We start from the raw sequence: 26,038 nt of genomic DNA, 5'->3' as shown, positions 1-26,038 counted from the left end.
ACCCTTGTCGTTACTTATTTCACGCTTCTGAATTAACGGATTATTCACACATTTTTAAACCATTTCCGCACTTCCTTACCTGTGTTAAACTAACTAATGTTTAGACACACTAATGAAATAGGTTGGAGCCTTCTATGCAGAAAACAAATGACGTTAGAAAAATACAGATTGAAAAAATTGGACTCGATGAAGTTCCTGCATCCCAGAAACAGACCCGCTGGTATGATTATGCTTTCATTCAAATTGCTTTTTCAGTAAATACAGGGAATGTTCTCGTACCTGCTCTGGCCGTATTAACGGGGGGACTGTCAGCAGGATGGGCTATGGCATCCACACTGACGGGCGCACTACTTGCCTTTTTACTCGTTTCACTGCTCTCGTTACCAGGTGCACGCCACGGACTTCCAGCTCAATACGTGATACGTACGATGATTGGCACGAGGCTGTCCAGATATTTCGCTTCTCCTGTGCGCTCCATTACTTCGCTGTACTGGTTCAGCGTTCAGACGATCGGCGGCTCTATTGTGATCCAGTTTATTTTGAAAGAGTATTTCAGCATCAGCGTCTCTTTACTGGTGCTGACCTCATTTTTCGCCATCATTATGACCGTGCTGGCATTGATCGGTTTTGATGCAGTAAAGAAAACAATTAAATGGTTTATTCCAGTCCTTTTTCTAAGCCAGGGATTGATGATTTATTTAATCATCCGTCATATCATGTCTGATGACTTTGTTGCTGTAACCAACGGTGAATTTTCATTTGGCATGTTTTTATTTTTTGCCGGTCTTGCTTTTGTACAGTATGTGTCCGGTGTAAGTGCATCATCAGATATGACCCGTTACGCAAAAAGTCCATCTGAAGGATTTACAGGTGTCTTTATCGGAAATGCAATCGGCTTTACAGCTGTATCATTTATCGGCACGTTTTATGCTGCATCACTCGGTTCCGTGAATCCGTTTGTCACTGCAAGCGAGCTGACCAGCTCTTCTCCACTGATTTTGCTGATTGCAGCAGGTGCGGTAATCTCTATGATATCCATCAATCTCAGCAATGCATACACAGGAGGTTATAGCCTGCTGAATGCTTTCCCGAGACTTGGACGGGTTAACAGTGCCATTTTATTCGGTTTTGCTGCGACAGGTTTGAGTCTGTTCCCGGTGATCGTGGAACAGGCGGAATTTTATATCTCTCTTTTAGGTGCAGCCATTGTCCCGTTATCCGCTATTATTATTACAGACTATTTGTTTTTCAAGAGGCTGGCGATTCAGGAAGAGGATCTGCTGAAACTCATAACAGGAAAATCGCTGAAAAATACGGCCGCTGTATTAACCGTCATATCCTGTATCCCGCTTTATCTGATTCTTCCTGATCAGGCATCACCAGGCTTTACTGTATTTCTCACTGCTTCTCTTTTATATGCATGTCTAAAATCAGCAGGAAAATAAAAGTCACAAAATGTCTGTAATTTCAAAAAAATAAGCAGGAATTTTGTCGCTCTCCGGGGTAATATATAACTAAGGAGGCGATAACAATGACATTAAGCTATGATCACATTCTCGTTGCAGTTGATGGCTCCAAGGAAGCCGAGTGGGCGTTTAAAAAATCAATCGGGATTGCCAAACGTAACAATGCAACACTGAATTTGCTTCACGTCATTGACACACGTTCTTTTGCCGTTGTGGAAGCATACGACAGAAGTGTGGCAAAGCGCGCAGAATCTTTCGCAGAAGAAATGCTCGAAGATTACAAGAAAGAAGCGCTGAACAAAGGTGTTACAAAGGTTAATATTTTTGTAGAGTACGGATCTCCGAAAGTGCTTGTGCCAAAAGAGTTCGCCCAGAAAGTCGAAGCTGATCTGATCATTTGCGGCGCTACAGGATTAAACGCAATGGAAAGATTCCTGATCGGAAGTATTTCTGAACACATTGTGAGAGCAGCAAAATGTGATGTGCTGGTTGTCCGGACGGACGAACCTCCTGAAAAAGAAGAACACACCGAAGAATACAACATATAAATAACAGAGGGACAGGCACGATGCCTGTCCCATTTTTATGCTTCCAGTATGGTTTTTGCTTTTTCAATCTGGTTTCGCACCTGGCTGAAGCCTGTGCCACCCTCTGACTCTCTTCTCTTCACTGCTTCAGAAGGTTCCAGTACGGTAAATACCTCCTCATCAATGAGTGAAGAAGCCTCCTGCATGTCTTTCAATGAAAGGTCCTTCAAATAAATATTCTGCTGAATACAAGTCAGCACGAGTTTGCCGACGACTTCATGTGCTTCACGGAAAGGAAGACCCTTCGCCGCAAGGTAATCAGCGAGTTCTGTGGCGTTTGAGAAGTCCTCATTAACGGCCTGGCTCAGTCTTTCCGTTTTCACTTTCATCGTATCAATCATTCCGGCAAATATTTTTAACGATCCCATCAGTGTATGAACCGTATCAAACATGCCCTCCTTGTCTTCCTGCATATCTTTGTTATAGGCCAGCGGAAGACCTTTTAGAACCGTCAGAAGTGAGAACAGGTTGCCGAACACTCTTCCAGTCTTTCCACGCACAAGCTCTGCCATATCAGGGTTTTTCTTTTGAGGCATAATACTGCTTCCGGTAGAAAAAGCATCTGCCATCTCGATAAACTGAAATTCCTGACTCGACCAGATGATCATTTCTTCGGCAAAACGGGATAAGTGCATAATCGTCATGGAGGCATTAGCTAAAAATTCGATAATAAAATCGCGGTCACTAACGGCATCCATGCTGTTTTCATAGATCGAAGAAAAGCCAAGCAGTTCTGCTGAACGCTGACGGTTGATCGGAAACGTTGTCCCCGCAAGTGCACCGGCGCCAAGAGGTGATACATCGATCCGCTTCATGGAATCTTCAAAGCGTCCATAATCCCGCTCCAACATCCAGAAATAAGCCATCAGGTGATGGGCGAATGACACCGGCTGAGCCCGCTGCAAATGCGTATATCCCGGTGCAATTGTTTCTACATGTTCACCAGCCTGTTTTAAAATCGCTGACTGAACGGATCGGATCAGCTCCTGAATCTCAAGGACACGGCGCTTCAGATACAGGTGCATATCAGTGGCAACCTGGTCATTCCGGCTACGCCCTGTATGCAGTTTCCCACCAACCTGTCCGATTTCCTGAATCAGAAAGTGTTCAAGGTTTAAATGAATGTCTTCGTTTTGGACCGAGAAAGGCAGCTTTCCATCAGCAGCCTTCTCCTTCAGTACAGACAGTCCATGTATAATTTCATCTGTTTCTTTTTTTGTTAAAATTCCGCACTCCCCAAGCATCGTAACGTGGGCAACTGAACCTTCCAAATCCTCCATGACAAGCTGCTGATCAAAATCAATGGAAGCGTTAAATTCGTCTACCCATTCTTCAGGGGATTGGGAAAAGCGTCCTCCCCATAATTTACTCATAAGCTCTTCACGCTTTTGCTTTCTTTTTGAACCATCGAGTGAACCTTTGTTGGAAGTCCCCACAGCTTAATGAATCCAACAGCAGCTGAGTGATCGAATTCATCATCAGATGTGTAAGTCGCAAGCTTCTCGTTATATAGAGAATTCGGTGACGTTCTTCCTTCGACAATGGCATGCCCTTTAAACAGTTTTACTCTGACAACACCGTTTACGTACTGCTGGGTTTCCTGGAGGAATGCTTTCAGTGCGTCTGTTAATGGCGAGAACCAAAGTCCCTCATAAATAATTTCAGTCAGCTTTTTCTCAATCACCGGCTTGAAATGCGCCATCTCTTTTACAAGTGTCAGGTCTTCAAGCTCTTTATGCGCCTTCATCAGCGTGATGGCACCAGGGCACTCATACACTTCTCTTGATTTAATACCGACAAGTCTGTTTTCCACATGGTCAATTCTTCCGACACCATGCTTACCAGCCACCTCATTGAGCTTCAAAATCATATCAGCCAGTGCCATTCCCTGTCCGTTCAGCGCAACCGGCACCCCATTTTCAAATGTGATTTCGATTGTTTCCGGTGAGTTTGGTGTTGTTTCAAGTGATGCGGTTAAATCGTAGGCACCTTCAGGAGGAGCTGCCCAAGGATCTTCTAAAATGCCGCACTCGTTACTTCTTCCCCAAAGGTTCTGGTCAATGGAATACGGGCTGTCTAAGTTGATCGGAATCGGAATGTTGTGCTTTTTCGCATAATCAATTTCTTCTTCTCTTGACCAGCCCCACTCACGTACAGGTGCCAACACTTCTAATTCAGGATTCAAGCCGTTAATGGCCACTTCAAAACGAACCTGGTCGTTTCCTTTTCCAGTACATCCGTGCGCTACGGCTGATGCACCTGTTTTTTCAGCTACTTCAACAAGCTTTTTCGCAATCAGCGGTCTTGATAGTGCTGAAACGAGTGGATATTTTCCTTCGTACATCGTGTGTGCCTGAAGGGCAATCAATGCGAAGTCCTGTGCAAATTCATCTTTTGCATCAATGACATAGCTGTCAACTGCTCCTACTGTTATTGCTTTTTCTTTTACGAAGTCAAGGTCTTTTCCTTCTCCAACGTCAAGGCAGCACGCGACGACGTCGTAGCCCTGATCCTTTAACCACTGTATTGCTACTGATGTGTCGAGACCGCCTGAGTATGCAAGAACTACTTTTTTGTTCGCCATGTATATCATCCTCTTTCGTATTTTTATTAATAATAATGTATATTTATTCTCTTTATGATGAATGTATCATATCAGCGTTTTTATGAAGATGCAATAGTTATTCACGAAAAAGATAGAAGTTTAATTTTTCTGAAAATAATATTCATTATGGTTACAAAGAGCCGGCCATGCCTCCCCCTGCGCTTTCCGCGGCCGCGCGGTGAGCCAGCTGTGCTACGCACATCTGTCTCACCTGTCGCTTCTCTGCCGCAGGAGTCTCCGGGGGAGGCATGGCCTCTGTGAGAAATTTAGTTATAGTCTTAAATTAGCTTCAAAATATTAATTATAACTTTCATTCGTGTCTAGAAATGCACATCGGTTTCACCTGTCCCTTTCCGCCACAGAAGTCTCCGGGGGAGGACGGTCCTTGGGAGATGTTTAATGATTTTATAAACAAAAAAGAAACAAATGCATGTATACATCTGTTCCTCTACTTTTTGATTTATGAAATCAGTCATCTTTCTTATCCATTAAGAAACGGTATTGATAGAAGTGTTCGGCGAATTCGGTGATTTTTCTTGTGAGCTGGTAGTTTGATACGGCTCCGATTGAGACTGAGATGACTGGGATGTTGGAGATTTTTTTGTCTTGAAAAGAACGTATGGCGAATGTTTTGATGAGTTGGAGGCCCGGGCCTTCGAGCCACTTTTCGTTGATGAGTTCGTCATTTTCTGTAAAGAAGTAGTCCATTTTTTTTGAGTCGGCTGTCTGGATGAGGTCGTCCCAGGCTTTTCTCTGAAAGCGTTTAGGGAGGGTGGCAGCATGAAAAACTTTTAGCGCAAGGGTCATTTCGTATGGGGTATGTATATCCCTGCCGTATGATGTGGCAATCATCTGGATCGCTCGGATATTAAGGAGCAGCATGGCGATCAGGTCAGTCAGGAATGCGACTGTGCCTCCTGTACCGGCTATGCCCCCCTGTACGAAGGAGTAGAGTCGGTGTTTTCCGGTTTGCTGCAGTGACAGGTAATTTAACTGGTCGATTGAGAGCTGTTGAAAATCCTCCAGCTGTTGAATCGTATCATCGAAGGCTCTGGCGGTTTTCATCATTCTCTCCCGTTCATCCTGCGTCAGCTGAAACCCCTGAAGCGTACTGTGCATATGAAACAGAGAGGTGTCTATTTTTGAAAAAAGCTCTTTTTTTAATTCCTCGGGTAAAGCGGAGAATGACCGCTCAAGCCATTTGGCAAAAATATATGAAAGGTCATTTCCATGAATAGGTGTCAGCCCTTCTCTCCATGACAGTATTTCTTCGTATACATCTTTCTCTCTATCCGTCCACGACATGTTATCCCCACCTGACGTTTTCCTTTATTATACTATTAAAAACGAGAAAAAGCCCTTTTGTCTCAAATAAAAACAAAAGGGCTTAGAGTGTTGAATTTTTAAAGACAAACTTCAATTTTCGTGACAATAAATTAAGATCACTCTTAAAAGTGATAATTAAAGGGCTGTTGATGTGGAGGGTTTCCACACAAAAAGTGCCATGTCATTCCGTAGACTTCTGCGGCAGAGGAGCGACAGGTGAGACAGCGTAATGCGGAGCATTAGCTGGCTCACCGCGCGGCCGCGAAAAGCGAAGGAATGACCTGGCACGATTTAGAATTTCGACAACCTGAGCCCTTTTGTCTCAAATAAAGACAAAAGGGCTTTGTCGTGTTACGTCAAACGTGTCACGTCACGTGCAATCATAACCTCTTCATTTGTCGGGATGACCATGACTTTAACAGGTGAATGAGGATAGTTGATAAATGCTTCCTCTCCACGTGTTTTGTTAAGTGCAGGATCCCAGTAAATCCCCATAAATTCAAGACCTTTTAATACTTCTGCACGGATCACGTCACTGTTTTCACCGATTCCGGCTGTGAAAATGATCGCATCTACTCCATTCATACGGGCAGCGTAAGAACCGATGTATTTGTGGATTCGATTTGAGAAAACATCAAGTGCCAGTCTTGCACGTTCGTTCCCTTCAGCTGACTGAAGCTCGATGTCGCGAAGGTCACTTGAGAATCCGGATACACCAAGCATTCCTGAACGTTTATTCAGAACGTCAAGCACACCTTCAGCCGTCTGGTTCGTTTTCTCCATGATGAATGGAATCAGCGCAGGGTCAATGTTACCGCTTCGTGTTCCCATTGTCACACCTGCAAGTGGTGTGAAGCCCATGGACGTATCAATCGAGCGACCTCCTTCAATCGCTGCGATACTTGCACCATTTCCGAGGTGGCAGGAAATCAGACGAAGCTGCTCAAGCGGGCGGCCGAGCATTTCTGACGCACGCTGAGATACATATTTATGGGATGTTCCGTGGAAACCGTATTTACGGATTCCAAAATCTTTATAATAGTCATATGGAAGACTGTATAAGAATGAGCTTTCAGGCATTGTCTGATGGAATGCTGTATCAAATACAGCCACTGCAGGCACTTCAGGAAGTACATTGCGGAAAGCTTTAATACCAGTGATGTTTGCAGGGTTATGAAGTGGAGCAAGCTCTGACAGCTCTTCAAACTTCTCGATTGTTTCTTCTGTGATGACAACAGAATCGTTAAATACTTCTCCACCGTGTACAACGCGGTGTCCGATTCCATCAATTTCATCAAGTGATTTGATGATTCCTGCTGATGTCAGCTTGTCCAAAAGCAATTTTACTGCGACTTCATGATCTGGAATATCAGTGACTTCCTTTTGTTTTTCACCGTTTACTGAAATGGTGAACACACTATCGTTCAGGCCGATCCGTTCAATAAGGCCTTTTGTAATGACAGTCTCTTCCGGCATTTCAAACAGCTGAAACTTTAGCGATGAACTGCCTGCATTAATGGCAATGACTTTAGTCATAAATGAATTCGCTCCTTTAACAATCTATAAAATTAAAAGCATTATTACATGATTACCCTGCTTTTTTATTGTTTATCCACGTTCATTTAATCATTGAATGACTAAGGCTTCAAGGAAAAGCTTATGATGGCAACGTTTACACGCTAAAGTGTTTATTTTCAGAACATTTAACAGTGCTGATCTTTTCATAGTATAAGAAGATCAGCACCTCATAAAAGTCCAGTCATTACTTGTTTTCAATCATCCACTGCTGGATTTTGCCCATCATATTCTGAACAGCAACACCATTACTCAACTTAGGCATTTCAGCAAGCAGTACCTGTTTCGGCGGTTTGATTTCTTCTCCCTGCTTTTGGAGAATGAGAATGCTTTTAGCAGATTGCTCATTTTTAAAGAGTGAGGATGGAAGTTTAATCAGGCCCTGAATATGAACGACTTTCTTTAAATAGTCATGCAGCTGGGAAGACAACGGTGATTCAAAAATGCCGTTAGGCACAAGGAAAAACAAATAGCCACCGGCTTTCACGTGCTGAATGCTCTGCTCAATAAATAAGTGGTGAGCGTAGGAATGTCCTTCAGCTGCCTGAAGTTCATAGTCAGCCGCTCTTAAGTCGTTCGGATAGTAGCCGACTGGCAGGTCACTGACAACTGCATCTGCAGGATCAATAAAAAGCGGCTCCAGGGAATCCTGCGTATATAAATGCAGTGGCTGCTGTGTCAGATTCGCTCCTGCATAGGCAAGGCGGATCAGCACTTCATCAATTTCAACACCGTGTGATTCAGCCACTTTTCCATCCAGCTGATTCATAATAGATAAGACAAGGTTACCGGTTCCGAGTGCCGGATCAAGGATTGTCATCTGCTTTTGATTGCCGGTGAATTTATCAAGAAGATAACCAATGACCATGGCAATAGAATCCGGTGTCATCTGGTGATTTGGCTGAATATGTTCTTTCATTCCTTTTAATACAGCGAGCTGAAATCCTTTACGGAGATCGTCACGCTTAAAATTCTCTAATGGATGTTCATGATATTGCTTATCCAATCTTTTTTGCACAAGTGGCTCCAGGGAATCCGAAGCTTCATTTAAAAACCAGCTTTCTCCTGTTTCTGCAAGTGCTTCAAGGTAAGTTACACCCCGGGCATCCTGAATCACAGATGCCGTTTCGTTCAGAAAGGTAAAGATTTTTTCGACTGGTGAAACACTCATTCCGTTCACGCCCCTAATCGGTTTTAATCAATGTTTCATTGTAACGTGTCCGTTATGAAAAGGAAAGTAAAAAGCCGGTTCCCTTTCTGACAGGGAGCCGGCTTTCAATGATGAAAGATCAGTTTGCTGATTTTGCTGCTGCAATGGCAGCTTCATAATCCGGGTGGTTCGTTGCTTCAGAAACGTATTCAGCATGAACAACTTTGTCGTTTGTGTCAATCACAAAGACAGCGCGCGCCAGAAGACGAAGCTCTTCAATGGCAACGCCGTACGCTTTACCGAAAGACAGCTCTCTATGATCGGATAATGTGATCACATTTTCAAGTCCGTTTGCCCCGCACCAGCGTTTCTGTGCAAATGGCAGGTCGGCTGAGATTGTCAGCACCTCAACGTTTTCAAGCTCTCCCGCTTCCTCATTGAAACGTCTTGTCTGTGCATCGCACACACCCGTATCAATAGAAGGGACGACGCTGATTAATTTGATTTTTTCAGCAGAATCTTTCAGTTGGAATGGGGACAAATCATTCGCCAGCACTTCAAATTCAGGTGCCTGATCCCCAACCTTCACTTCATTTCCAAGTAACGTAACAGGGTTGTTTTTGAATGTTACAGAAGCCATAAAAAAAATCCTCCTTCAATATGTATTCTTTCTCATCATACTGAAAGGAGGGCATGTTATTCAACTAATGCGTTTCTTCGGACTGTTGTTTTCTGAACATTTCCTGAATACGGCCAATCGTTTCAGGAGCCATATCCATAAGCTTTTCAAGAAGGTGTGTTCCCTCATTCATGTGATGCATGGATACGCCTTCTTTTCCAACGATCAGAAAGGCAACAGGCGTAATTGACACGCCACCGCCGCTTCCACCGCCGAAAGGGTGTCCTTCCACCGTTTCCTCAAAAGCCGACTGAAACTCACTGCCACCTGCGGCATAACCAAAACGCACACGCGAAACCGTCATAATGGTCCGGCCATCACCTGTTTCGACCGGATCACCGATAATGGTGTTGACATCAACCATCTCTTTCAGCTGCTCCATTGCTGATGACATAACGCCTTCAATTGGATGTTCCATTTTTTTCACCCGCTTTCCTGTCTATGGCCTTATTTCTTAATAGAAATAACAGGCCTGCTTTTATAAGCTGTCCGGCTTTGATCGATCCTATACATGAAAATCCCACACTGAATGACGGTTCGTTAAATGACGGATACACGTTCACATCCGGCTTGCATCTGAACGGCACCCACAAACTCATCCCCGTTTGAAGAAAAGCAAGTACAGGATACATCATCCCGATTACCAATGCCGTTGTGTCAGCTGAACCTGTTCCTGCCTTCACTCTCAGGTCATACTTTTCAATTGAAATCTTACGGAGCGTCTGTCTTCCCCATGTTCTTAAACCTGTTGTCTCTGCCTTCAGCTGCTTGTATTGATGCACAAGGAGTTTGAAATCATGGACAGTCATTCTTTTTTTCTCACCGTTCACTTTCATTTTTACAGACAGCTTTTGTCCGTATTTAAAAGGGATGATCCATTTTTTTATCCTAATTCCTGCGGCATACAGTTTCAGCACACAGAAAATCCTGTCACGGCCTGACTGAATGTCTATTGACAATTTAATTTTAATAAACAGAATGATAAGCGGTATTAGCAACAGGAATAGCCAGTTCATTAGCGCCACCTCTTCCTTATTATCCCCGGAGCACCAATAATTATTTCAACTTTACCCACTTACAAAAAAAGAGTGGTGAGGCGTCCATCAGGACTTCTCACCACTCTTTTTTATGATTGTAGGTAAGTTGCTTTTTCAGGCTTACCTGCTATGACTGTCCGTTCGTGAATGACGGTTGTTTCAGCAAGGAGGTCGTGAATGCCCTGTTTTTTCGGTGTAAAAGCTACCACACCATATAAAAACAGGAAGACCGGCAGACTGAAAAAGGTAATTGCGATGTGAAGGTAGCGTCCAATCAGCTCTCTGAAAAGCACTGTCACCCAGCTTAATTTTTCTGATGGCAGTGCAACAACTCTCAGTCCAAAAATCATTTTTCCGAGTGTCTGACCGAGTATTTTGGTCATCAGTACGAAGTAAGCAAAAAAGACAATGCCCGTCGCAATATTGATCGGGCTGAACATACCACCTGTCAGCTCAATACCTGCAAGCCGGAAAGCAGGCTCAATGAGCAGCCCATTTAACGCTGCAATGACCAGTAAGTCAAATAAGTAAGCACAAACCCTGATCCAGAAGCCTCCGTAATGCGGCTCATATGTCACCGTAGAAGGAACAGCTTCGGACTGAAGTGCTTCGTGTTCATGATGGTCCATGAATGTTCCTCCTTTTAGTTGGAATATAAGTACATCGGACGCGGTCCGCCGGTGTTATTCATGATTTCAGACAATATCTGTGTTTCCGGACTGCCAAATAATCTGGATGCCTGATAATTAAACAGAGAGGCGAAATCGTTCGGCATACCGTAACGGATGACCTGAGCATTTCCAATCTCCAGGTCCTCTTTTAATGCTGCGATTACGTCTTCCTCGTAACCAAATTCATCGATCAGGTCGAGTTCAAGTGCCTGAATACCGTTATAAATACGGCCGTCCGCAATCTCTCTTACCCGTTCTTCCGGGAGATCACGTCCGTTGGCAATCACATCGACAAATCCCTGATAAGAATCTTCAAGCATGCTTTGTACAATGGCCAGATCCTCTTCTCTTACTTCCTCAGCCGGGTTTAACATATCTTTAAATTCACCGGATGTCACGCTGACAAATTCCACACCAAGCTCATCTGCCAGTCCACTGAAGTTAATGCTTTGAAGAATAACACCTAATGATCCCGTCATCGTTTCTCTGCTGGCGAAAATCTTATCTGCAGGTGCTGAAACGTAGTAACCGCCTGATGTAGCCTGAGCCCCCATCGAAACATAGACGGTTTTATCTGTTTCCTCGATAATTTCCACAAGCTTGTCATGAATCTCTGCACTTTCTACAACACCGCCACCAGGCGTATTCACGCTAAGTACAATTCCTTTTATCGATGCATCCTCTTTTACCTGATTAAGCTGATTCATAAAATGGGTATGATTATACCCGACAGGACCGAGAAAACTTCCTGTATCGCCTGTATCCTGAATCGTTCCATTCAACTCAAGCACCGCAATTCGGTCTGAAAAGCTGCCGTCTTCAATGACTTCCTCAGGTAGTCCGTCAAGAGAAGCTGCAGTTGAGAACATTTCTTCAAAATCAGTTGTCAGGGCAACTGAGGCAAAATTAATTCCCGCTGATACAACAAACAGCACAACGGCAATACCCAATGCGATCCATCTTTTTGCTGACATTCTTATAGCCTCCTTTAATCTCTCAAATATCCTTACGTTCCAGTTTTGGATATGTTTCATTTCATGATACACTTTTTGTATGTACATGAATATGGTACAGCACTACATATCGACGCATTCAATTGAAACCGGAGGGATCTTTGATGGAACAACGACGTAATATGTATTTTTATGCCCGTAAAGATGACAAAACAAAAGAACAGGTGTCCATGCTTGAAGAACTGGCTGAGCGCTACGGATTTTCTGTTGTGGCTGATTATAAAATAGCAAATATTATTGTCAGTGTCGGAAGTGACGGTGCCTTCCTGCAGGCCGTGAGAAAAACCGGATTTAGACAGGACTGCCTGTACGCCGGCGTATCGACATCAGGGAAAAAGAGCCTTTATTGTGATTTCCATATTGATGACGTTTCATCCATGATCGAAGCGATGACCAAGGAACAAATTGAGGTTCGTAAGTACCCAACCATTGAAGTCACAGTTGACGATGAAACGAAATTCCTTTGCCTGAATGAGTTCAGCATCCGCTCTGGCATTATTAAAACATTCGTCATGGATGTCCACATTGATGACCTGCATTTCGAAACATTCCGTGGTGATGGCATGATTATTTCCACTCCGACCGGAAGCTCTGCCTATAACAAATCAGTCGGTGGCGCAGTTGTGGATCCAATGCTTCCGTGTATGCAGGTAAGCGAGCTTGCATCGGTGAACAATAACCGTTTCCGTACACTCGGGTCTTCCTTTATCTTAAGCGGACACCGTAAGCTTCGCCTTAGTGTGACACAGGATGGCAATGACTATCCGGTGATGGGGCTCGATAACGAAGCACTCGGCATCAGCCACGTCCAGCACGTTGATCTTGCGCTGAGTGAGAACATTGTTAAAACGGTCAAGCTGAAAGACAATTCCTTCTGGGAAAAAGTAAAGCGGACGTTTTTATAATTAAAGCCTCTATTGAAAAACCGTGCCGGATTATTCCTTCGCTTTCCGCGGCCGCGCGGTGAGCCAGCTAATGCTCCGCATTACGCTGTCTCACCTGTCGCTTCTATGCCGCAGGAGTCTACGGAATAATCCGGCACTTTTGTGTGCTTATTGAATGATATCATTTATGAAATTGTGCATAGCAAGAGAGTTTTCATCGATAGAAAATTATCCAAAAGAACTCCTTTGTTTCTCATTTCATGTCCATCATTCTATACTTTCAAAATCCATTTAGTCTGAGAACTGCACAAGAATGGTCAGGTTTTCTTTCTTCTCAAAAACATTAAAGTCTTGAGCCACATAAAAAGGGCCAGGGACATCCGCAGACTCCTGCGGCAGTGAAGCGACAGGTGAAACCGGTGTGCGAAGCACAACGGGTTCACCGCGCGGCCTTAGAAAAGCGAAGGCGACTCGTCCAGCCCCGACAAGCATAAGGCGAAGATGAAAAGAGGGCTGATCTTTGCCCTCTTTCATCTTTGACTTATGACCTCGAGGGGCTAGTCGCCGCAGCTAGACAATGGAAAGCGGAGGATGTCCCTGGCCCGATTTTCAGTCACACTGCTTTTTTTCTCCTCACCGGCACCTGCATCGCCCACTTCGTTCTCGAAATCGTAAAGACAGCAAGCCCCATCCAGATAAAGATAAAGGAAATCAAGTCAACGGCATTAAAAGGTTCTCCGTAAAAAAATACACCGAGTATTAACGTAATGGTCGGCGCGATGTACTGCAAAAATCCGACCATAAATAACGGAATCCGCTGTGCCCCGTTTGCAAAGAGAAGTAGCGGGATCGCTGTGGCAGCACCTGCTGCAACAAGAAGAAAATCAGTCCCGAAAGATACATTGAACAGCGCAAGATCCCCTGCTGTGCCGAGATAACCAAGATATAAAAGAGCAATTGGCATAATTGTCAGCGTTTCAAGTGTTAATCCAATCGCTGCGTTCACCTTCAGCATTTTTTTCACCAGACCATACAGACCAAATGAAAAGGCGAGGATGAATGCGATCCATGGAAATTGGCCGTAGGAGATGGTTAAAATCAGTACCCCGATCAAAGCCAGTACAAATGAAAGAACCTGCGCCCTGCTCATTAATTCCTTCAACACGAGCACTCCGAGCAAAACAGACACCAGTGGGTTAATGTAATAACCAAGACTGGCTTCAACCATCTGACCGGAATTAACTGCCCAAATATAAACAAACCAGTTGATACTGATCAGGACAGATGCAGTCACCAGCGCTGCAAATCTCTTTTTCCGTTTCAGAAGTGAGAAGGTCTCACTTCTGAAAGCTTTGAACTGTCTTGTTGCCACCAGTAGAATGAGCATGAACCAGAATGACCAGAAAATCCGGTTGGCGAGTATTTCATCAGCCGGTACATGCTCCACCAGCTTCCAATAAATCGGCAATAATCCCCATAATGTATAGGCAAAAGCCGTATAAATAATTCCTTTACGTTCTTCAGTTCCCATATTGTTTCTCCAATCATTCGACTTTCTAACATAACGGGACTAATTATACGCCTTCTGACATGTTTGCAGCAATGAATCTGGCTCACGCACGTGAGAACACAGTCTTACCGTCTACAACCGTCTTTTCCACCTTCATGGTCAAGAGCTCATCTGGATGCACTTGAAATGGATCCTGCTCCAACGCGGTAAAGTCAGCGGCAAAACCTTCTTTCAACACCCCGCGATCGTTTTCATGATGACACACGTATGCACTGCCTTTTGTAAACAGAGAAATGGCTTCGTATACAGACAGACATTCATGCTCCTTATAAACGGTCCGTTCCGGGTCACCCGGTTTTGTTCTTGTAACAGCTGCATGAATGCCAAGCAGCGGATCCAGCGGCTCAATCGGCGCATCCGATCCTGCTGCCAGCGCAATCCCGCGGTCGAGAAGTGTTTTCCAGGCATAATTCCACGTCATGTTTTCTTCACCAATGCGGTCAATGACCCACGGGAAGTCTGACGGTACAAACCTCGGCTGGATGTCAAGCACGATTGGCAGTTTTTCCGCACGTTTGATAAGCTCTTCATCTAAAATCTGTGCATGAATCAGCCTGTCCCGCTCTCCGTTTGACGGATATTCCTCAATGGCATCGAGCATATATTCAAACGCCTGATCACCAATGACGTGAACCGCTACCGGCATGTCATACTGACGCGCTTTATAAACGAGCTGTTTCAGCTTTTCCGGACTGTGAATGGCAACCCCTTTTTCACCCGGCATATCTGCATAACCGTTTTTAAGCAGCGCAGTCCGCCCGCCTAACGCGCCATCAGCAAAGATTTTCATCGCACCGAATTCCACATATCTCGAACCGGATCGGAAGGAATGTCCCTGTCTGTGCCAGTCTTCAATCACCTGATGATGAACGAGAAGGTGGGCACGGAACGGACGTCCATCCTCTTCAATGATCTTCTGAAACGCACGGTACGTTCTTGTAAAATCACCATAATAACTGAGATCTTCCGTATGGCCACCTGTCAATCCAAGCGACCAGGCGTGCTCAAGGGCGGTTTTCAACGCTTTTTGAATATATTCATCCTTAATGGGTGGCAGTGCCGGAATCATCAGATCCTGTGCCTGGTCCTTTAATTGACCGGTCAGGTCGCCTTTTGCATCACGATCAATCACGCCACCTTCCGGATCAGGTGTATCAGCTGTGATTTTCGCCAGTTCAAGTGCCATGGAATTAGCGACAACCGCATGCCGGCAAATTCGTTTTAATAACACAGGGTGGTCAGGGGCTGCCTCATCAAGCTCCTGTGCAGTTAACACCTGTGCTTCATTCCACTGGTTCTCATTCCAGCCGTCTCCCTGAATCCACTCACCTGCAGGAAGCGCCTGTGCCTTTTCCTTTACAGCCTCCAATACTTCCTGTTTGGACTTCATCGAGGATAAATCAAGTCGGAGCAGGGTTTCACCCACACCCACAATATGTAAATGACTGTCAACAAATCCCGGGAACAATACGGCTCCATTCAGATCCTGAACGCGGTCAACTTCACCATTTGCCAGCTTTAACAGCTCTTCTTCCGTGCCAAGTGCAGCAATTTTACCGTTATTCGTCAAAATCGCCTCAACCGTTTCCCCTTCACGCTGCATCGTATAAATCGTGCCATTTTTCCACAACTGCTTCATTCGTCATTCCTCCAGATTTTTCGACTCTAGAAACAGTTTACAAAAGACACGACAAAAAGAAAAGAGTGTAGAGTTGGGGGTCTGCCCCCGACTCTACACTCCTTTTATACATTATTTAGAGTAACCGTTAAGCTGTTGTTCAGCCATCTGAACAAGACGCTTTGTGATTTCTCCTCCTACTGAACCGTTAGCGCGAGCTGTTGAATCAGCTCCAAGCTGAACGCCAAACTCAGTAGCGATTTCGTATTTCATTTGATCCAATGCTTGTTCTACACCTGGAACAAGAAGTTGGTTTGAGCTTCTGTTTGCCATGTGTCTCACCTCCTCTGTGACTATAGAATGTGCAAAAACACACGGCTTATCACTGGTAAATGATACTAATAACAGAAGTGTTTAAAAAAGCTCCTCAAACTTTTGTTCCTGTGCACGGTAACCGACCGTCAATTTCACTGACTCAGTCTGCTCAACGGCCTCTTGAATTAAAGCATCAAAATCAACAAAGCTTTCATAAAACTCAACTTTTTCAAGCTTCGGTTTTGTTTTCGGTGCAGCAGGTGTAAAGATCGTACAGCAGTCTTCATAAGGCAGAATCGACGTTTCGTATGTGCCAATCTCTTTGGCAATGTCGATGATCTCCGTTTTATCAGCTGCAATTAACGGACGGAGGATCGGCGTGCTGCTGACCGCATTGATCGCTTCCATACTTTCTAACGTCTGGCTGGCCACCTGGCCGAGACTTTCCCCGGTAATGATGGCACGCGAGCCAGTTTTCTTACGGATCTCATCTGCAATGCGAAGCATCATTCTTCGCGTAGAGGTCATCGTATAGTTTTCCGGAACCTGCTGATGGATGGTCTGCTGAATTTTCGTAAACGGCACAATATGCAATTTAATTGAGCCTGAAAATCCTGATAAGATTGCGGTCAGCTCTTTCACTTTTTCCTTCGCTTTTTCGCTTGTAAATGGGGGGCTGAAAAAATGAATCGCTTCAATTTCCACACCGCGTTTCATCATCTGGTAACCTGCAACCGGGCTGTCGAGTCCGCCAGACAGCATCAGGCTGGCCTTATTCCCTGTGCCGATCGGCATTCCACCGGCACCCTGAATGGTTTCAGCAGACAGGTAAACCGCTTCCTCCCTTACCTCAACAACCAGCTCAATATCAGGTTTTTTCATTTCAACTGTTAACCCGTCCACATTTCTTAAAACGTGAGATCCGATTTCAAGATTCAGTTCATTTGTATCGAGTGGATATTTTTTATCAGCTCTTCTCGCTTTCACTTTGAAAAGATCGCCTTTACCTCTTACTGCTTTCACAAGATCAACTGCTTTTTGCTTTACGTCATCGAGGTCTTTTGATGCCTTAACCACAGGACTGAATGATTGAATACCGAAAACGGGCTTCAATCTTGAGATCACCACTTCCGTTTCTGATGCATCAGCAAGCTCAATATGCATGCGGTCCCTGCCTGAATCAAAGCGGACCGGTTTTAAATCTGACAATGTATTTTTTATATTATTCTCCAGCTGTGAGATAAAACGGTTACGGTTTTTTCCTTTAGTCGAAATCTCACCGTACCGGATCAGAATTCGTTCAGCGTTCATTTCTTTTCACTCCTTCTAATAAGGGAGGAATGACTTCTTCCCATATCTTTTTAAACTCTTCAAGATCATTAAGGGATACATCGGGTGAGAGACTAATGCGGAAAGCACCTTTAATCACGTCATCGCTCAATCCGAGCGCTTTTAAAACGTGGCTCTTTTTCGTTATCCTCGATGAGCACGCACTTGATGTTGATAAATAAACACCCATTTTCTCAAGAGCATGAACAACAACCTCGCCTTTTAAAAGCGGCACTGAAACAGCGAGAATATGCGGTGCCTGGTCATTGGCCGAAACGACCTCCGCTTCCTCACGCGTTTCAAAAAAATTCCTTAATAAGTCTCTTCCTTCTATTAGATGTTTCCGATGCTCCTCTAATTGTTCAGAGGCCAGTCTCATCGCTTTAGCCAACGCGACGGCACCAGCTGTATGAACTGTTCCGCTTCTCAAGCCAAACTCCTGACTTCCTCCAAGCATTTGCGACACTACTTGCTGATCAGTGTTCAGATAAAGCAGGCCTGTCCCTTTAAGTCCATGGAATTTGTGAGCTGACAGTGATAATGCATCGATGCCTGCTTTGTCAGGATCTATCGGAAGCTTTCCGAATGACTGGACGGCATCTACGTGAAACATTGCTCTGGAATGGTTTTTAATCACTCTACCCGCTTCTTCAATCGGCTGAACAGAACCAATTTCGTTATTCACATGCATGATTGAGACAAGAATGGTTTCTTTTTTCAGCGCAGACCTTAACTGATCAATCGAAATAACGCCTCTCTCATCAACCGGCAAATACGTCACGGCGAAACCTTCCTTTTCTAAATGACGAAACACTTCGAGGACAGATGGGTGCTCAATATTCGTTGTAATGAGATGATTTCCACGCGAACGTAAAGACTGGGCAAAACCCTTTATCGCCAGGTTATTGCTTTCCGTCCCACCTGAAGTGAAAATGACTTTTCCACTTCCGTTTAAATACAAAGCAGCAGATTTTCTCGCCATTTCAACCAGCTGAGCAGCTGTTTCTCCCATACCATGAAGAGAAGAAGGATTCCCATAATATTGTTCGGTTACTTTTATATAAGATTCCAGCACAGCCGGATCCGGTTTCGTTGTTGCACTATTATCAAGATAAAGCATTTGTCTCACTCTTTCGTATGGTGTACGCAAACCTTATTAATCCTATCATACTAAATGAATGATGTGTGATGAAATCTCCTGTTTGAATGCGCCTTCAATATATTGAATTTTCCCCTTATTTAGACTTTTGTTATTTTCGACAAATTTCGATTTTTCTATGTTATGATGTTTCGGTGAAAAAAGTTAGTGCATATATGGAGGGAACTATGACTGGTAGCAAAATAACTTTTGGTAGCGTTCTCACAATTGGACTGATGCTGTTTGCACTTTTCCTTGGCGCAGGCAACATGATTTTTCCACCCCTGCTCGGTCAGCAGGCTGGTGACCAAAGCTGGGTTGCCATTGCCGGCTTCTTAATTACCGGTGTGGGTCTTCCGTTACTTGGTGTCATCGCGATTGCAAAATCCGGAGGCAGTCCTCAGATTCTGGCAAGTCGTGTACACCCAATTTTCGGAATAATCTTTACAATCACATTGTATTTAGCAATCGGTCCTTTTTTTGGGATACCACGAACCGCAACTGTCTCTTATGAAATCGGAATTTTGCCATTTTTACCTGAATCAATGGGTGGCGGCTGGACATTAATGCTGTCTTCTTTTGTGTTCTTCGCCATCACAGCTTATCTGGCATTAAATCCAACAAAACTTGTTGATCGGATCGGCAAATACTTAACACCCGCACTCGTTGTGATTTTAACAGTGTTAGTAGCCGGCGCATTTTTCACGCCAATGGGTGAGGGCGGAGAAGCAGTTGCCGCTTACGAATCCTCACCATTTTTCGCAGGGTTTCTCGAAGGCTATCTGACGCTGGACGCCATCGCGGCACTTGTTTTTGCACTGGTGGTCATTTCAGCAGTCAAAGACCGGGGAATTACGGATCAGCGCCTTGTAGTCAGAGTGACCATTCTTGCAGGTGTCATCGCTGCAACAGGACTTGCATTGGTTTATATTGCACTTAGTCACCTCGGGGCTACAAGCATCGATGCAATAGGTACTCAGGAGAACGGAGGGGCGATTCTTTCAGCTTCTGCTGCCTATTTATACGGATCAAGCGGCGCCGTTATTTTAGGTCTGGCGATTACCGCAGCCTGTTTGACAACATCCATTGGACTCGTTGCATCGGTATCAACTTATTTCTCAAAAATTGTACCGAACATTCCTTATAAAGGCTTCGTCTTTATTTTTTCAGGATTCAGTATGATTGTCGCAAACATCGGCTTAACACAACTGATTGCTGTATCGGTACCGGTACTCGTGATGATTTATCCGGTTGCCATTGTGTTAATGGTGCTGGCGTTTCTTCATAACATCATTAACGGTTATCGCGCAGTATACGTTGGTGCAATCATTCCAACCGGAATAATTGGAATCGCTGATGGCCTTGCTGCTGCAGGATTTGCAGGGAATCCACTCAGCTCGATGCTGTCATTCCTTCCATTGATGGAGCAGACAGTCGGCTGGATGATTCCAGCAGTAACCGGAGGAATCATCGGATACTTGATCGCTGTTTCATTCAGTCACACAAAAAGAACAGCGGCAAGCTTGAAGAATTCCTGACACAGCTGCGGATCATTAGTCCGCCACACCGCACGGCCACATAAAGAGATGAAATGACCTCGCACGATTTAAACATTTATCAATATAAAAAAGAGGTGTCCGCGGACACCTCTTTTTTAAACGTGCTGTTCTTTTAAATCATCAATTTTCTTTAATGCGCCCGGCTCCACTTTTTCAATCGTTTCTGCAGCCTGCTCCAGCGCATCCTGATACTGACCTCTTCTGAACAACATCTCCGCCTCATTTAATCCGATAAAAACAACTTCATTTTTACTTCTGTAACGGTTTCCGTACTGGATAACCCGTTCAGCAGATTCTGCGGCATTCATCATATCAAACGTACTTTCTTCAAACGCTTCTGTCATACGCTCTGCTGAGGAAGAATGCTGACTGATCAGCTTCATATTCATCGGACGTTCAGCCAGCAGACGGTCAATCTGTTCAAGCTGATCATTCACTTCCTTCAGCTCCATATGCCAGTAATCCGGTATTTTCGGAAGGTTTTTTTGAGATACCAGCTTAACAAGTTCTTTCAGCTTTTTAAAGCAGTTGTCCTGAAGCTCACGAACCGTAATTTCATCACTTCTCAGCTTTTGAAGCTGGCTTGATGAATTCTTTTGCTGCTCTTCAATTTCAGCAAGTTCTGTTTCAAGCCTTTCAGCCTCAACGGCCAGAATCGTAAAAGCGGTTTCCCCCTCTTTACGGCGATCTGACATTAAATGAAACTCTTTTGTTATTCGCTCAAGCTGTTTTTCATGGTCCTTCGGGAGATCAAGATTCGTCTGATCCAGTTGATATCCCTGACGGACATAGTCGACTTCCCTCGTCAATTCTTCATTGCGTTTGACAGTCTCTGTCAGCTTTTCAGACAATGGCGCTAACTTATCATTCAGCTTTGATCTCGCTTCCACTTCGTCCTCAAGCTGATCATAAAATTGATCTAAAGCGTCCTGAACGGACTGACGAATGTCATCAGCCTCATCCAGTTCAAGACGAAGCAGATGTTTTTGAGCCAGTCCAATTTGTGATTCCAGCTCCGGATCGGCCTTTTCAAACCCGAGATGGGACAAAGGAAATCCCTTATCCGACATTTCGTTAAAGCCATCCTTCAGCTCTGAACGCTGGGAAGGAAGCGAATACTGCACTTCATCATTCAAAGATGGCAAACGTTCAATAATAGACTGAATATCATTGATTTCCTGTACCAGCGCCAATACAAGCTCTCTTGCCTGAAGATAGTTCCCTTCTCCCGTGAGAGACTGATACTCGTCAAGCTTCGGTTCCACTGCGTAGATTTTCCGTTCCAGTGCTTCAGCAGATTTACCGAATGAGTGGCGCTCTGCCATCAGTGTGGAACGCGATTCCCTGAACACCTGCTGAATGTATTCCATTTCCTCTCGGTTCTTCTCATCACTGCCCATTAAATCCTCAAGCTCCTGAAGAATCACATTCATCTGTTCCTCTGCCGTTTTCAGCTCTTCTTCAATCGCTTCACGAACTTTTTTTGATTTATTAAAACGGAATTTATCAATATGTTCCTCCGCATCAAACAGCAGGGAATCAACCTCGGTAAGCTTTTCATCCACGATATACGTCCAGGAATCTCTCCATTTTTCAAACAGTTCTTCTGTCTGTCCGTTCATATTCAACTGTTTGACTTTGGTCATTTCCTCAAGTACGGGACGATGCTGAATATCAAGCTTCTGTTCTTCAAGAACATCGACCTCTTTATATTGCTTTTTGCGCCAAAAAAAGGCTGTACCGATTAAAATTACCGCTAATAGGACGGATCCAATTATGTACTCCATCTCTTGCCTCCTGTTCAATCCTGCTGACGATTTATGTAAAAGTCTCTGTTTCAAAAAGTATAGTGACTTTATGATACCATGTTATTAGTGATATTTCTTGTTTTTTCTTATATTTTTGACATGACTTTTTTCATATCATTTTTTATGAAAGGGAGTAATTCATCATGCCTTTTAGAGATGGCCACATTCATTCCCCGTACTGTCCTCACGGATCACGGGATTCGTTTTACCAATATATTGAGCGTGCGATTACACTTGGATATAAGGAGATCTCATTTATGGAACATGCTCCGCTGCCGAAAGGATTTACAGATCCCGTTCCGGATCAGGACAGCGGGATGAATCCGGATGATCTGGAAAAATATTTAAGTGAACTGTCGGATCTAAAAAAACAATATAAAAGAGACCTGATCATTCATACAGGTCTCGAAGTGGATTTTATTGAAGGATTCGAAGCACAAACAACGGACTTTTTAAACCGTTATGGTCATGAGCTGGACGATTCCATTCTTTCTGTTCATTTTTTAAAAAATGAAGACGGCTACGTGTGTATGGATTTTGATCCAGATGCATTTAAAACATTAATCGACACGCATGGGACGATCGATCACGTTCATTCACTCTATTATAAAACAGTATTATCTTCTATCGAGGCAAATTTGGGGCAGTATAAGCCTCAAAGAATCGGGCATATCACGCTGGCCAATAAATTCCGGAAACTTTATCCCCCTGAATCAAGTCATGAGCACGAAATCAACCTGATCCTGCAGGCGATAAAAAAGAACAATCTTGAGCTGGACTATAACGGGGCCGGTACCGTTAAACCTTATTGCCTGGAAGTATACCCGCCGGCACCTGTTGCGTTGAAAGCCAAAGAACTTGGCATCCCATTAATCTACGGATCTGATGCCCACACAGCATCCGGCCTGCATCAGGGTGCAGATCAGCTGATTGCGCTTAAACCGTAACAGGATGTCACACTCATAAACCATTTATCCATTGCGTCCATATATCTTTCAGAAAAGTATGTCTCTGAGGTATGGACATTCCAAAGCTCACGCACAGACTGTCCCTGTAAAAAGGGGGCGGTAATCATTGAGGACAGCTGAATCAGAAAAAAGGAAGGGGGAAGTTTAAAGCTGATCCCCCTTTCAATATCCTCAGCCATCATCATCTTCCATAAGTACTGTTCTTTCCTTAAATAACTTGCGGTCATCTCCCGGATCAGCTGATTATCCATCGTGATCTCTCTCCAGGCAAACCTGGCAAAACGGTGATGCTGCTGCTGAAACAAAACGGCTCTCCTCGCAGCTGCCATGACAAATGACTTCTCTCCCCTCAACTCCAATGACCCCTCGAGAACAGCCAAATAAGGTTCAAAAAAGGCAATCAGGCATTCTTCCAGGAGACCTTTTTTTCCTGAAAAATAGTAAGAGACGGTAGCAACATTGACTCCTGCGGCGGCTGAAATTTCCCTGACACTGGTGGCATGAAAACCTTTCGTATAAAACAAGTCTACTGCTGCGGTCATGACCTCTGACTTAGTTTCCCGTTGAAGCACTGCCATTTATATAACCTGCCCTTCAAATGAATTGATTCCGGTCTTCGTCTGTGATACAAATATAATATTATCTATCTTCTACCATTCTCCATTTAGGTGATTGATCCTTCATAAACCTTTCATCAAATAGCGGGAGGATTTTCAGAAGAATAAAACTTTTATCGAAATGAAGGTGAGCTTACATGTTTACTGTCGAAATGTATAAAGGAACAAAAGAGGAGCAGTACGGACTGCTTCATAAACAATTGAAAGCACTGCTTGAAGGAGAAGATAATGCCATTGCTAATTTAAGCAATGCTTCCGCCCTTCTCAATCAGTTTCTTGATCAGACAAACTGGGTCGGATTTTATCTGCGTGAAAACGACGGGCTCGTTCTCGGACCATTTCAGGGACTTCCAGCCTGCGTAAGAATCCCATTCGGTAAAGGGGTTTGCGGGACCGCAGCAGCTGAAAACCGCACGCTCCGTGTCGAGGATGTTCATGCATTCCCCGGACATATCGCATGCGATGCTGCCTCACAATCTGAAATTGTTGTGCCGATTGTTAAAGATGGGGAAGTTGTAGGGGTACTCGATATCGACAGCCCGATCAAAAAACGCTTTGATGAAACGGACCAGCAGGAGCTTGAGAAGTTTGTAGAGATTTTGCAGGAGTTTATCTAATTTCTGAAATGCTGACTAGATAAACCGTGCCGGGTCATTCCTTCGCTTTCCGCCATAGGAGTCTCCGGAATGACCCGGCACTTATTGTCTATTCACGTTCTAAACATTATCTTTAAAGTCAATAAAATAAAAAAGGTGATCCCGCTTGATGGATCACCTTTTTTATTTTATTGCATCTGCACAGCTCTCTTTTCTACTTTCTTAAAGGCCTGTTCTAAGTCTTCGCATATATCTTCCCATGATTCCAGGCCGACTGAGAGTCTGAGCAGAGAATCTGTAATACCCATTTTCGCCCTGACTTCGGGCGGAACAACTGAGTGAGTCATGGTAGATGGGTGCTGAATCAGTGTTTCGGCATCCCCGAGACTGACTGCGATCTTGATCATGTTTAGTTCATCCATAAAAGCCTGAGCCATTTCTTTTGTGCCATTGATTTCGAATGACAAAATGCCGCCTGGACGTTTCATTTGATCTTTTGCCATTCTGAATGATGGATGGTCAGCGTCACCAGGATAATGGATTGCCTTCACCATTGAGTGAGCCTTCAGGTAAGAAGCAATTTTTTCTGCATTATCACAGTGACGATCCATTCTGACAGCAAGCGTTTTGATTCCTCTGATCAGCAGCCAGGCATCAAACGGGGACATAATGCCGCCGATATCCTTCTGAGTTGTCATTCTGATCTCCTGCATCTCTTCAGCAGATTTACCAACGAGCAGACCGCCAACAACATCGCCGTGACCGCAGATGTATTTCGTGGCGCTATGCAGGACAAAATCCGCGCCAAGTTTGATCGGATTCTGAAGATAAGGCGAACTGAACGTATTATCGACAACCACCGGGATCTCGAGCTCCATTGCCACCTGACAGACCATTTTCAAATCGATACACTCCATCGTCGGGTTGATTGGCGTTTCCACATAAATGCAGGCTGTATTCTCAGTAATCGCCTGTCGGAGTAATTCCTCAGATGACATATCTGCATATTCATGTGTAATCGAAAATTTCTTCTCCATCATTTCCAGCAGTCCAAACGTACAGCCGTATACCCCTCTTGAACAGACTACATGGTCCCCGCTTTTCAGCAAGTGGAACAGCACAGCTGAAACAGCAGCCATTCCTGACCCGAACGCAAGCGCTCCTTCACCGTGCTCAAGTGTCATGATTCTATCTTCGAGCACCTTCACAGTCGGATTGCCAAGGCGGGAATAAATATATCCTTCTTCTTGACCCGCAAAACGCTTTTCTCCCTGCGCAGCGTTCTCAAATGTAAATGTAGATGTTTGAAAAAGCGGAGGTGTAAGTGATCCCTGGTAATGGGATGAATCATACCCTGTATGAACAACCTCTGTCTCAAACCGCTTTTTGTTCCTCTCCATAAAAGCTCCCCCTAAAATGTAATCGCTTTCATTTTTATTCTACCTTTTTTTATAATATATTCAAAGAGCAGAAAAATGCAGATATTTGCAATACAGCTGATATGTGTAAAAGTATGATTCCCTATGC

The 26,038-nt window shown here is 44.3% G+C and carries 25 protein-coding genes; 6 read left to right on the top strand and 19 right to left on the bottom strand.

Annotated features, from left to right (window positions below; all coding sequences use genetic code 11):
- The first annotated feature begins 134 nt into the window (after nt 1-134).
- Together H7968_RS13420 and H7968_RS13415 are read left to right on the top strand one after the other, a co-directional pair.
- Nucleotides 135-1,445: a purine-cytosine permease family protein gene (locus tag H7968_RS13420; protein ID WP_227396634.1), complete on the top strand. Its 1,311-nt coding sequence runs from the start codon at nt 135-137 to the stop codon at nt 1,443-1,445.
- A gap of 86 nt (nt 1,446-1,531) precedes the next feature.
- Entirely contained in the window at nt 1,532-2,014 is a 483-nt protein-coding gene (locus H7968_RS13415) for a universal stress protein (protein ID WP_227396633.1), read from the top strand.
- Nucleotides 2,015-2,049: 35 nt separating this feature from the next.
- On the opposite strand, the gene argH is transcribed toward H7968_RS13415, so the two are convergent.
- From argH to sppA, 10 genes are all read right to left on the bottom strand, one after another.
- Nucleotides 2,050-3,426, bottom strand: a complete 1,377-nt coding sequence (gene argH, locus H7968_RS13410) for an argininosuccinate lyase (protein ID WP_227396632.1) — start codon at nt 3,424-3,426, stop codon at nt 2,050-2,052.
- Nucleotides 3,423-4,637, bottom strand: coding sequence for an argininosuccinate synthase (locus H7968_RS13405; RefSeq protein WP_227396631.1), 1,215 nt, complete (start codon nt 4,635-4,637; stop codon nt 3,423-3,425). The genes argH and H7968_RS13405 overlap by 4 nt, the downstream gene beginning before the upstream one ends.
- Before the next feature lie 489 nt (nt 4,638-5,126).
- On the bottom strand, nt 5,127-5,963 hold the full coding sequence (locus tag H7968_RS13400; protein ID WP_227396630.1) for an EcsC family protein: 837 nt from the start codon (nt 5,961-5,963) through the stop codon (nt 5,127-5,129).
- Nucleotides 5,964-6,335: 372 nt separating this feature from the next.
- Entirely contained in the window at nt 6,336-7,520 is a 1,185-nt protein-coding gene (locus H7968_RS13395; RefSeq protein WP_227396629.1) for an acetate kinase, read from the bottom strand.
- 226 nt (nt 7,521-7,746) lie between these two features.
- A complete protein-coding gene (locus H7968_RS13390; protein WP_227396628.1) occupies nt 7,747-8,730 on the bottom strand; it encodes a class I SAM-dependent methyltransferase in 984 nt (327 codons plus the stop codon).
- A 118-nt stretch (nt 8,731-8,848) separates the two neighbouring features.
- The gene (tpx, locus tag H7968_RS13385; protein ID WP_227396627.1) at nt 8,849-9,349 is read right to left on the bottom strand and encodes a thiol peroxidase; all 501 of its coding nucleotides are present in this window, start codon (nt 9,347-9,349) and stop codon (nt 8,849-8,851) included.
- Between the two features lie 64 nt (nt 9,350-9,413).
- Entirely contained in the window at nt 9,414-9,806 is a 393-nt protein-coding gene (gene ytfJ, locus H7968_RS13380; RefSeq protein WP_227396626.1) for a GerW family sporulation protein, read from the bottom strand.
- Complete coding sequence (locus tag H7968_RS13375) at nt 9,790-10,404, bottom strand: hypothetical protein (protein WP_227396625.1); 615 nt, start codon at nt 10,402-10,404, stop codon at nt 9,790-9,792. The genes ytfJ and H7968_RS13375 overlap by 17 nt, the downstream gene beginning before the upstream one ends.
- Nucleotides 10,405-10,514: 110 nt before the next feature.
- Nucleotides 10,515-11,054 (bottom strand): RDD family protein, encoded by a 540-nt coding sequence (locus H7968_RS13370; protein ID WP_227396624.1) that lies wholly within the window; start codon nt 11,052-11,054, stop codon nt 10,515-10,517.
- Nucleotides 11,055-11,068: 14 nt separating this feature from the next.
- Nucleotides 11,069-12,070 (bottom strand): signal peptide peptidase SppA, encoded by a 1,002-nt coding sequence (gene sppA / locus H7968_RS13365; protein WP_227396623.1) that lies wholly within the window; start codon nt 12,068-12,070, stop codon nt 11,069-11,071.
- Between the two features lie 143 nt (nt 12,071-12,213).
- On the opposite strand from sppA, the gene H7968_RS13360 reads away from it, so the two are divergent.
- Nucleotides 12,214-13,014: an NAD kinase gene (locus H7968_RS13360; protein WP_227396622.1), complete on the top strand. Its 801-nt coding sequence runs from the start codon at nt 12,214-12,216 to the stop codon at nt 13,012-13,014.
- A 270-nt stretch (nt 13,015-13,284) separates the two neighbouring features.
- Here the strand turns inward: H7968_RS13360 and H7968_RS13355 are convergent, their stop codons facing one another.
- The 6 genes from H7968_RS13355 to H7968_RS13330 all read right to left on the bottom strand — a co-directional run bounded on the left by H7968_RS13355 (nt 13,285) and on the right by H7968_RS13330 (nt 18,945).
- Nucleotides 13,285-13,527 (bottom strand): hypothetical protein, encoded by a 243-nt coding sequence (locus H7968_RS13355; protein WP_227396621.1) that lies wholly within the window; start codon nt 13,525-13,527, stop codon nt 13,285-13,287.
- Nucleotides 13,528-13,606: 79 nt separating this feature from the next.
- Nucleotides 13,607-14,524 carry an EamA family transporter RarD gene (gene rarD, locus H7968_RS13350; RefSeq protein ID WP_227396620.1) on the bottom strand — a complete coding sequence of 306 codons (918 nt, stop codon included), beginning with the start codon at nt 14,522-14,524 and terminating at the stop codon, nt 13,607-13,609.
- A gap of 82 nt (nt 14,525-14,606) precedes the next feature.
- Complete coding sequence (locus tag H7968_RS13345; RefSeq protein ID WP_227396619.1) at nt 14,607-16,202, bottom strand: amidohydrolase; 1,596 nt, start codon at nt 16,200-16,202, stop codon at nt 14,607-14,609.
- A 111-nt stretch (nt 16,203-16,313) separates the two neighbouring features.
- The gene (locus H7968_RS13340; RefSeq protein ID WP_134375083.1) at nt 16,314-16,514 is read right to left on the bottom strand and encodes an alpha/beta-type small acid-soluble spore protein; all 201 of its coding nucleotides are present in this window, start codon (nt 16,512-16,514) and stop codon (nt 16,314-16,316) included.
- Nucleotides 16,515-16,595: 81 nt separating this feature from the next.
- Nucleotides 16,596-17,807, bottom strand: a complete 1,212-nt coding sequence (thiI, locus tag H7968_RS13335) for a tRNA uracil 4-sulfurtransferase ThiI (RefSeq protein WP_227396618.1) — start codon at nt 17,805-17,807, stop codon at nt 16,596-16,598.
- Nucleotides 17,797-18,945, bottom strand: coding sequence for a cysteine desulfurase family protein (locus tag H7968_RS13330; RefSeq protein WP_227396617.1), 1,149 nt, complete (start codon nt 18,943-18,945; stop codon nt 17,797-17,799). The genes thiI and H7968_RS13330 overlap by 11 nt, the downstream gene beginning before the upstream one ends.
- A gap of 206 nt (nt 18,946-19,151) precedes the next feature.
- Between H7968_RS13330 and brnQ the strand changes: the two genes are divergently transcribed.
- Nucleotides 19,152-20,501 (top strand): branched-chain amino acid transport system II carrier protein, encoded by a 1,350-nt coding sequence (gene brnQ, locus H7968_RS13325; RefSeq protein WP_227396616.1) that lies wholly within the window; start codon nt 19,152-19,154, stop codon nt 20,499-20,501.
- Between the two features lie 116 nt (nt 20,502-20,617).
- On the opposite strand, the gene H7968_RS13320 is transcribed toward brnQ, so the two are convergent.
- Nucleotides 20,618-22,309, bottom strand: coding sequence for a septation ring formation regulator EzrA (locus tag H7968_RS13320; RefSeq protein ID WP_227396615.1), 1,692 nt, complete (start codon nt 22,307-22,309; stop codon nt 20,618-20,620).
- Between the two features lie 164 nt (nt 22,310-22,473).
- On the opposite strand from H7968_RS13320, the gene hisJ reads away from it, so the two are divergent.
- Nucleotides 22,474-23,277 (top strand): histidinol-phosphatase HisJ, encoded by an 804-nt coding sequence (hisJ, locus tag H7968_RS13315; RefSeq protein WP_227396614.1) that lies wholly within the window; start codon nt 22,474-22,476, stop codon nt 23,275-23,277.
- Here hisJ and refZ read toward each other — a convergent pair.
- Nucleotides 23,253-23,876, bottom strand: a complete 624-nt coding sequence (refZ, locus tag H7968_RS13310) for a forespore capture DNA-binding protein RefZ (protein WP_227396613.1) — start codon at nt 23,874-23,876, stop codon at nt 23,253-23,255. The genes hisJ and refZ overlap by 25 nt on opposite strands.
- Nucleotides 23,877-24,052: 176 nt before the next feature.
- Between refZ and H7968_RS13305 the strand changes: the two genes are divergently transcribed.
- Nucleotides 24,053-24,532, top strand: coding sequence for a GAF domain-containing protein (locus tag H7968_RS13305; protein WP_227396612.1), 480 nt, complete (start codon nt 24,053-24,055; stop codon nt 24,530-24,532).
- A 167-nt stretch (nt 24,533-24,699) separates the two neighbouring features.
- Here H7968_RS13305 and megL read toward each other — a convergent pair whose 3' ends face one another.
- Nucleotides 24,700-25,911 (bottom strand): methionine gamma-lyase, encoded by a 1,212-nt coding sequence (gene megL / locus H7968_RS13300; protein ID WP_227396611.1) that lies wholly within the window; start codon nt 25,909-25,911, stop codon nt 24,700-24,702.
- Between the last annotated feature and the right edge of the window lie 127 nt (nt 25,912-26,038).

Origin of the sequence: Jeotgalibacillus aurantiacus (genome assembly GCF_020595125.1) — a bacterium.
Lineage (GTDB): Bacteria > Bacillota > Bacilli > Bacillales > Jeotgalibacillaceae > Jeotgalibacillus > Jeotgalibacillus aurantiacus.
The sequence above is the reverse complement of the archived record's forward strand: the minus strand, read 5'-3'. Positions and strand labels throughout refer to the sequence as shown.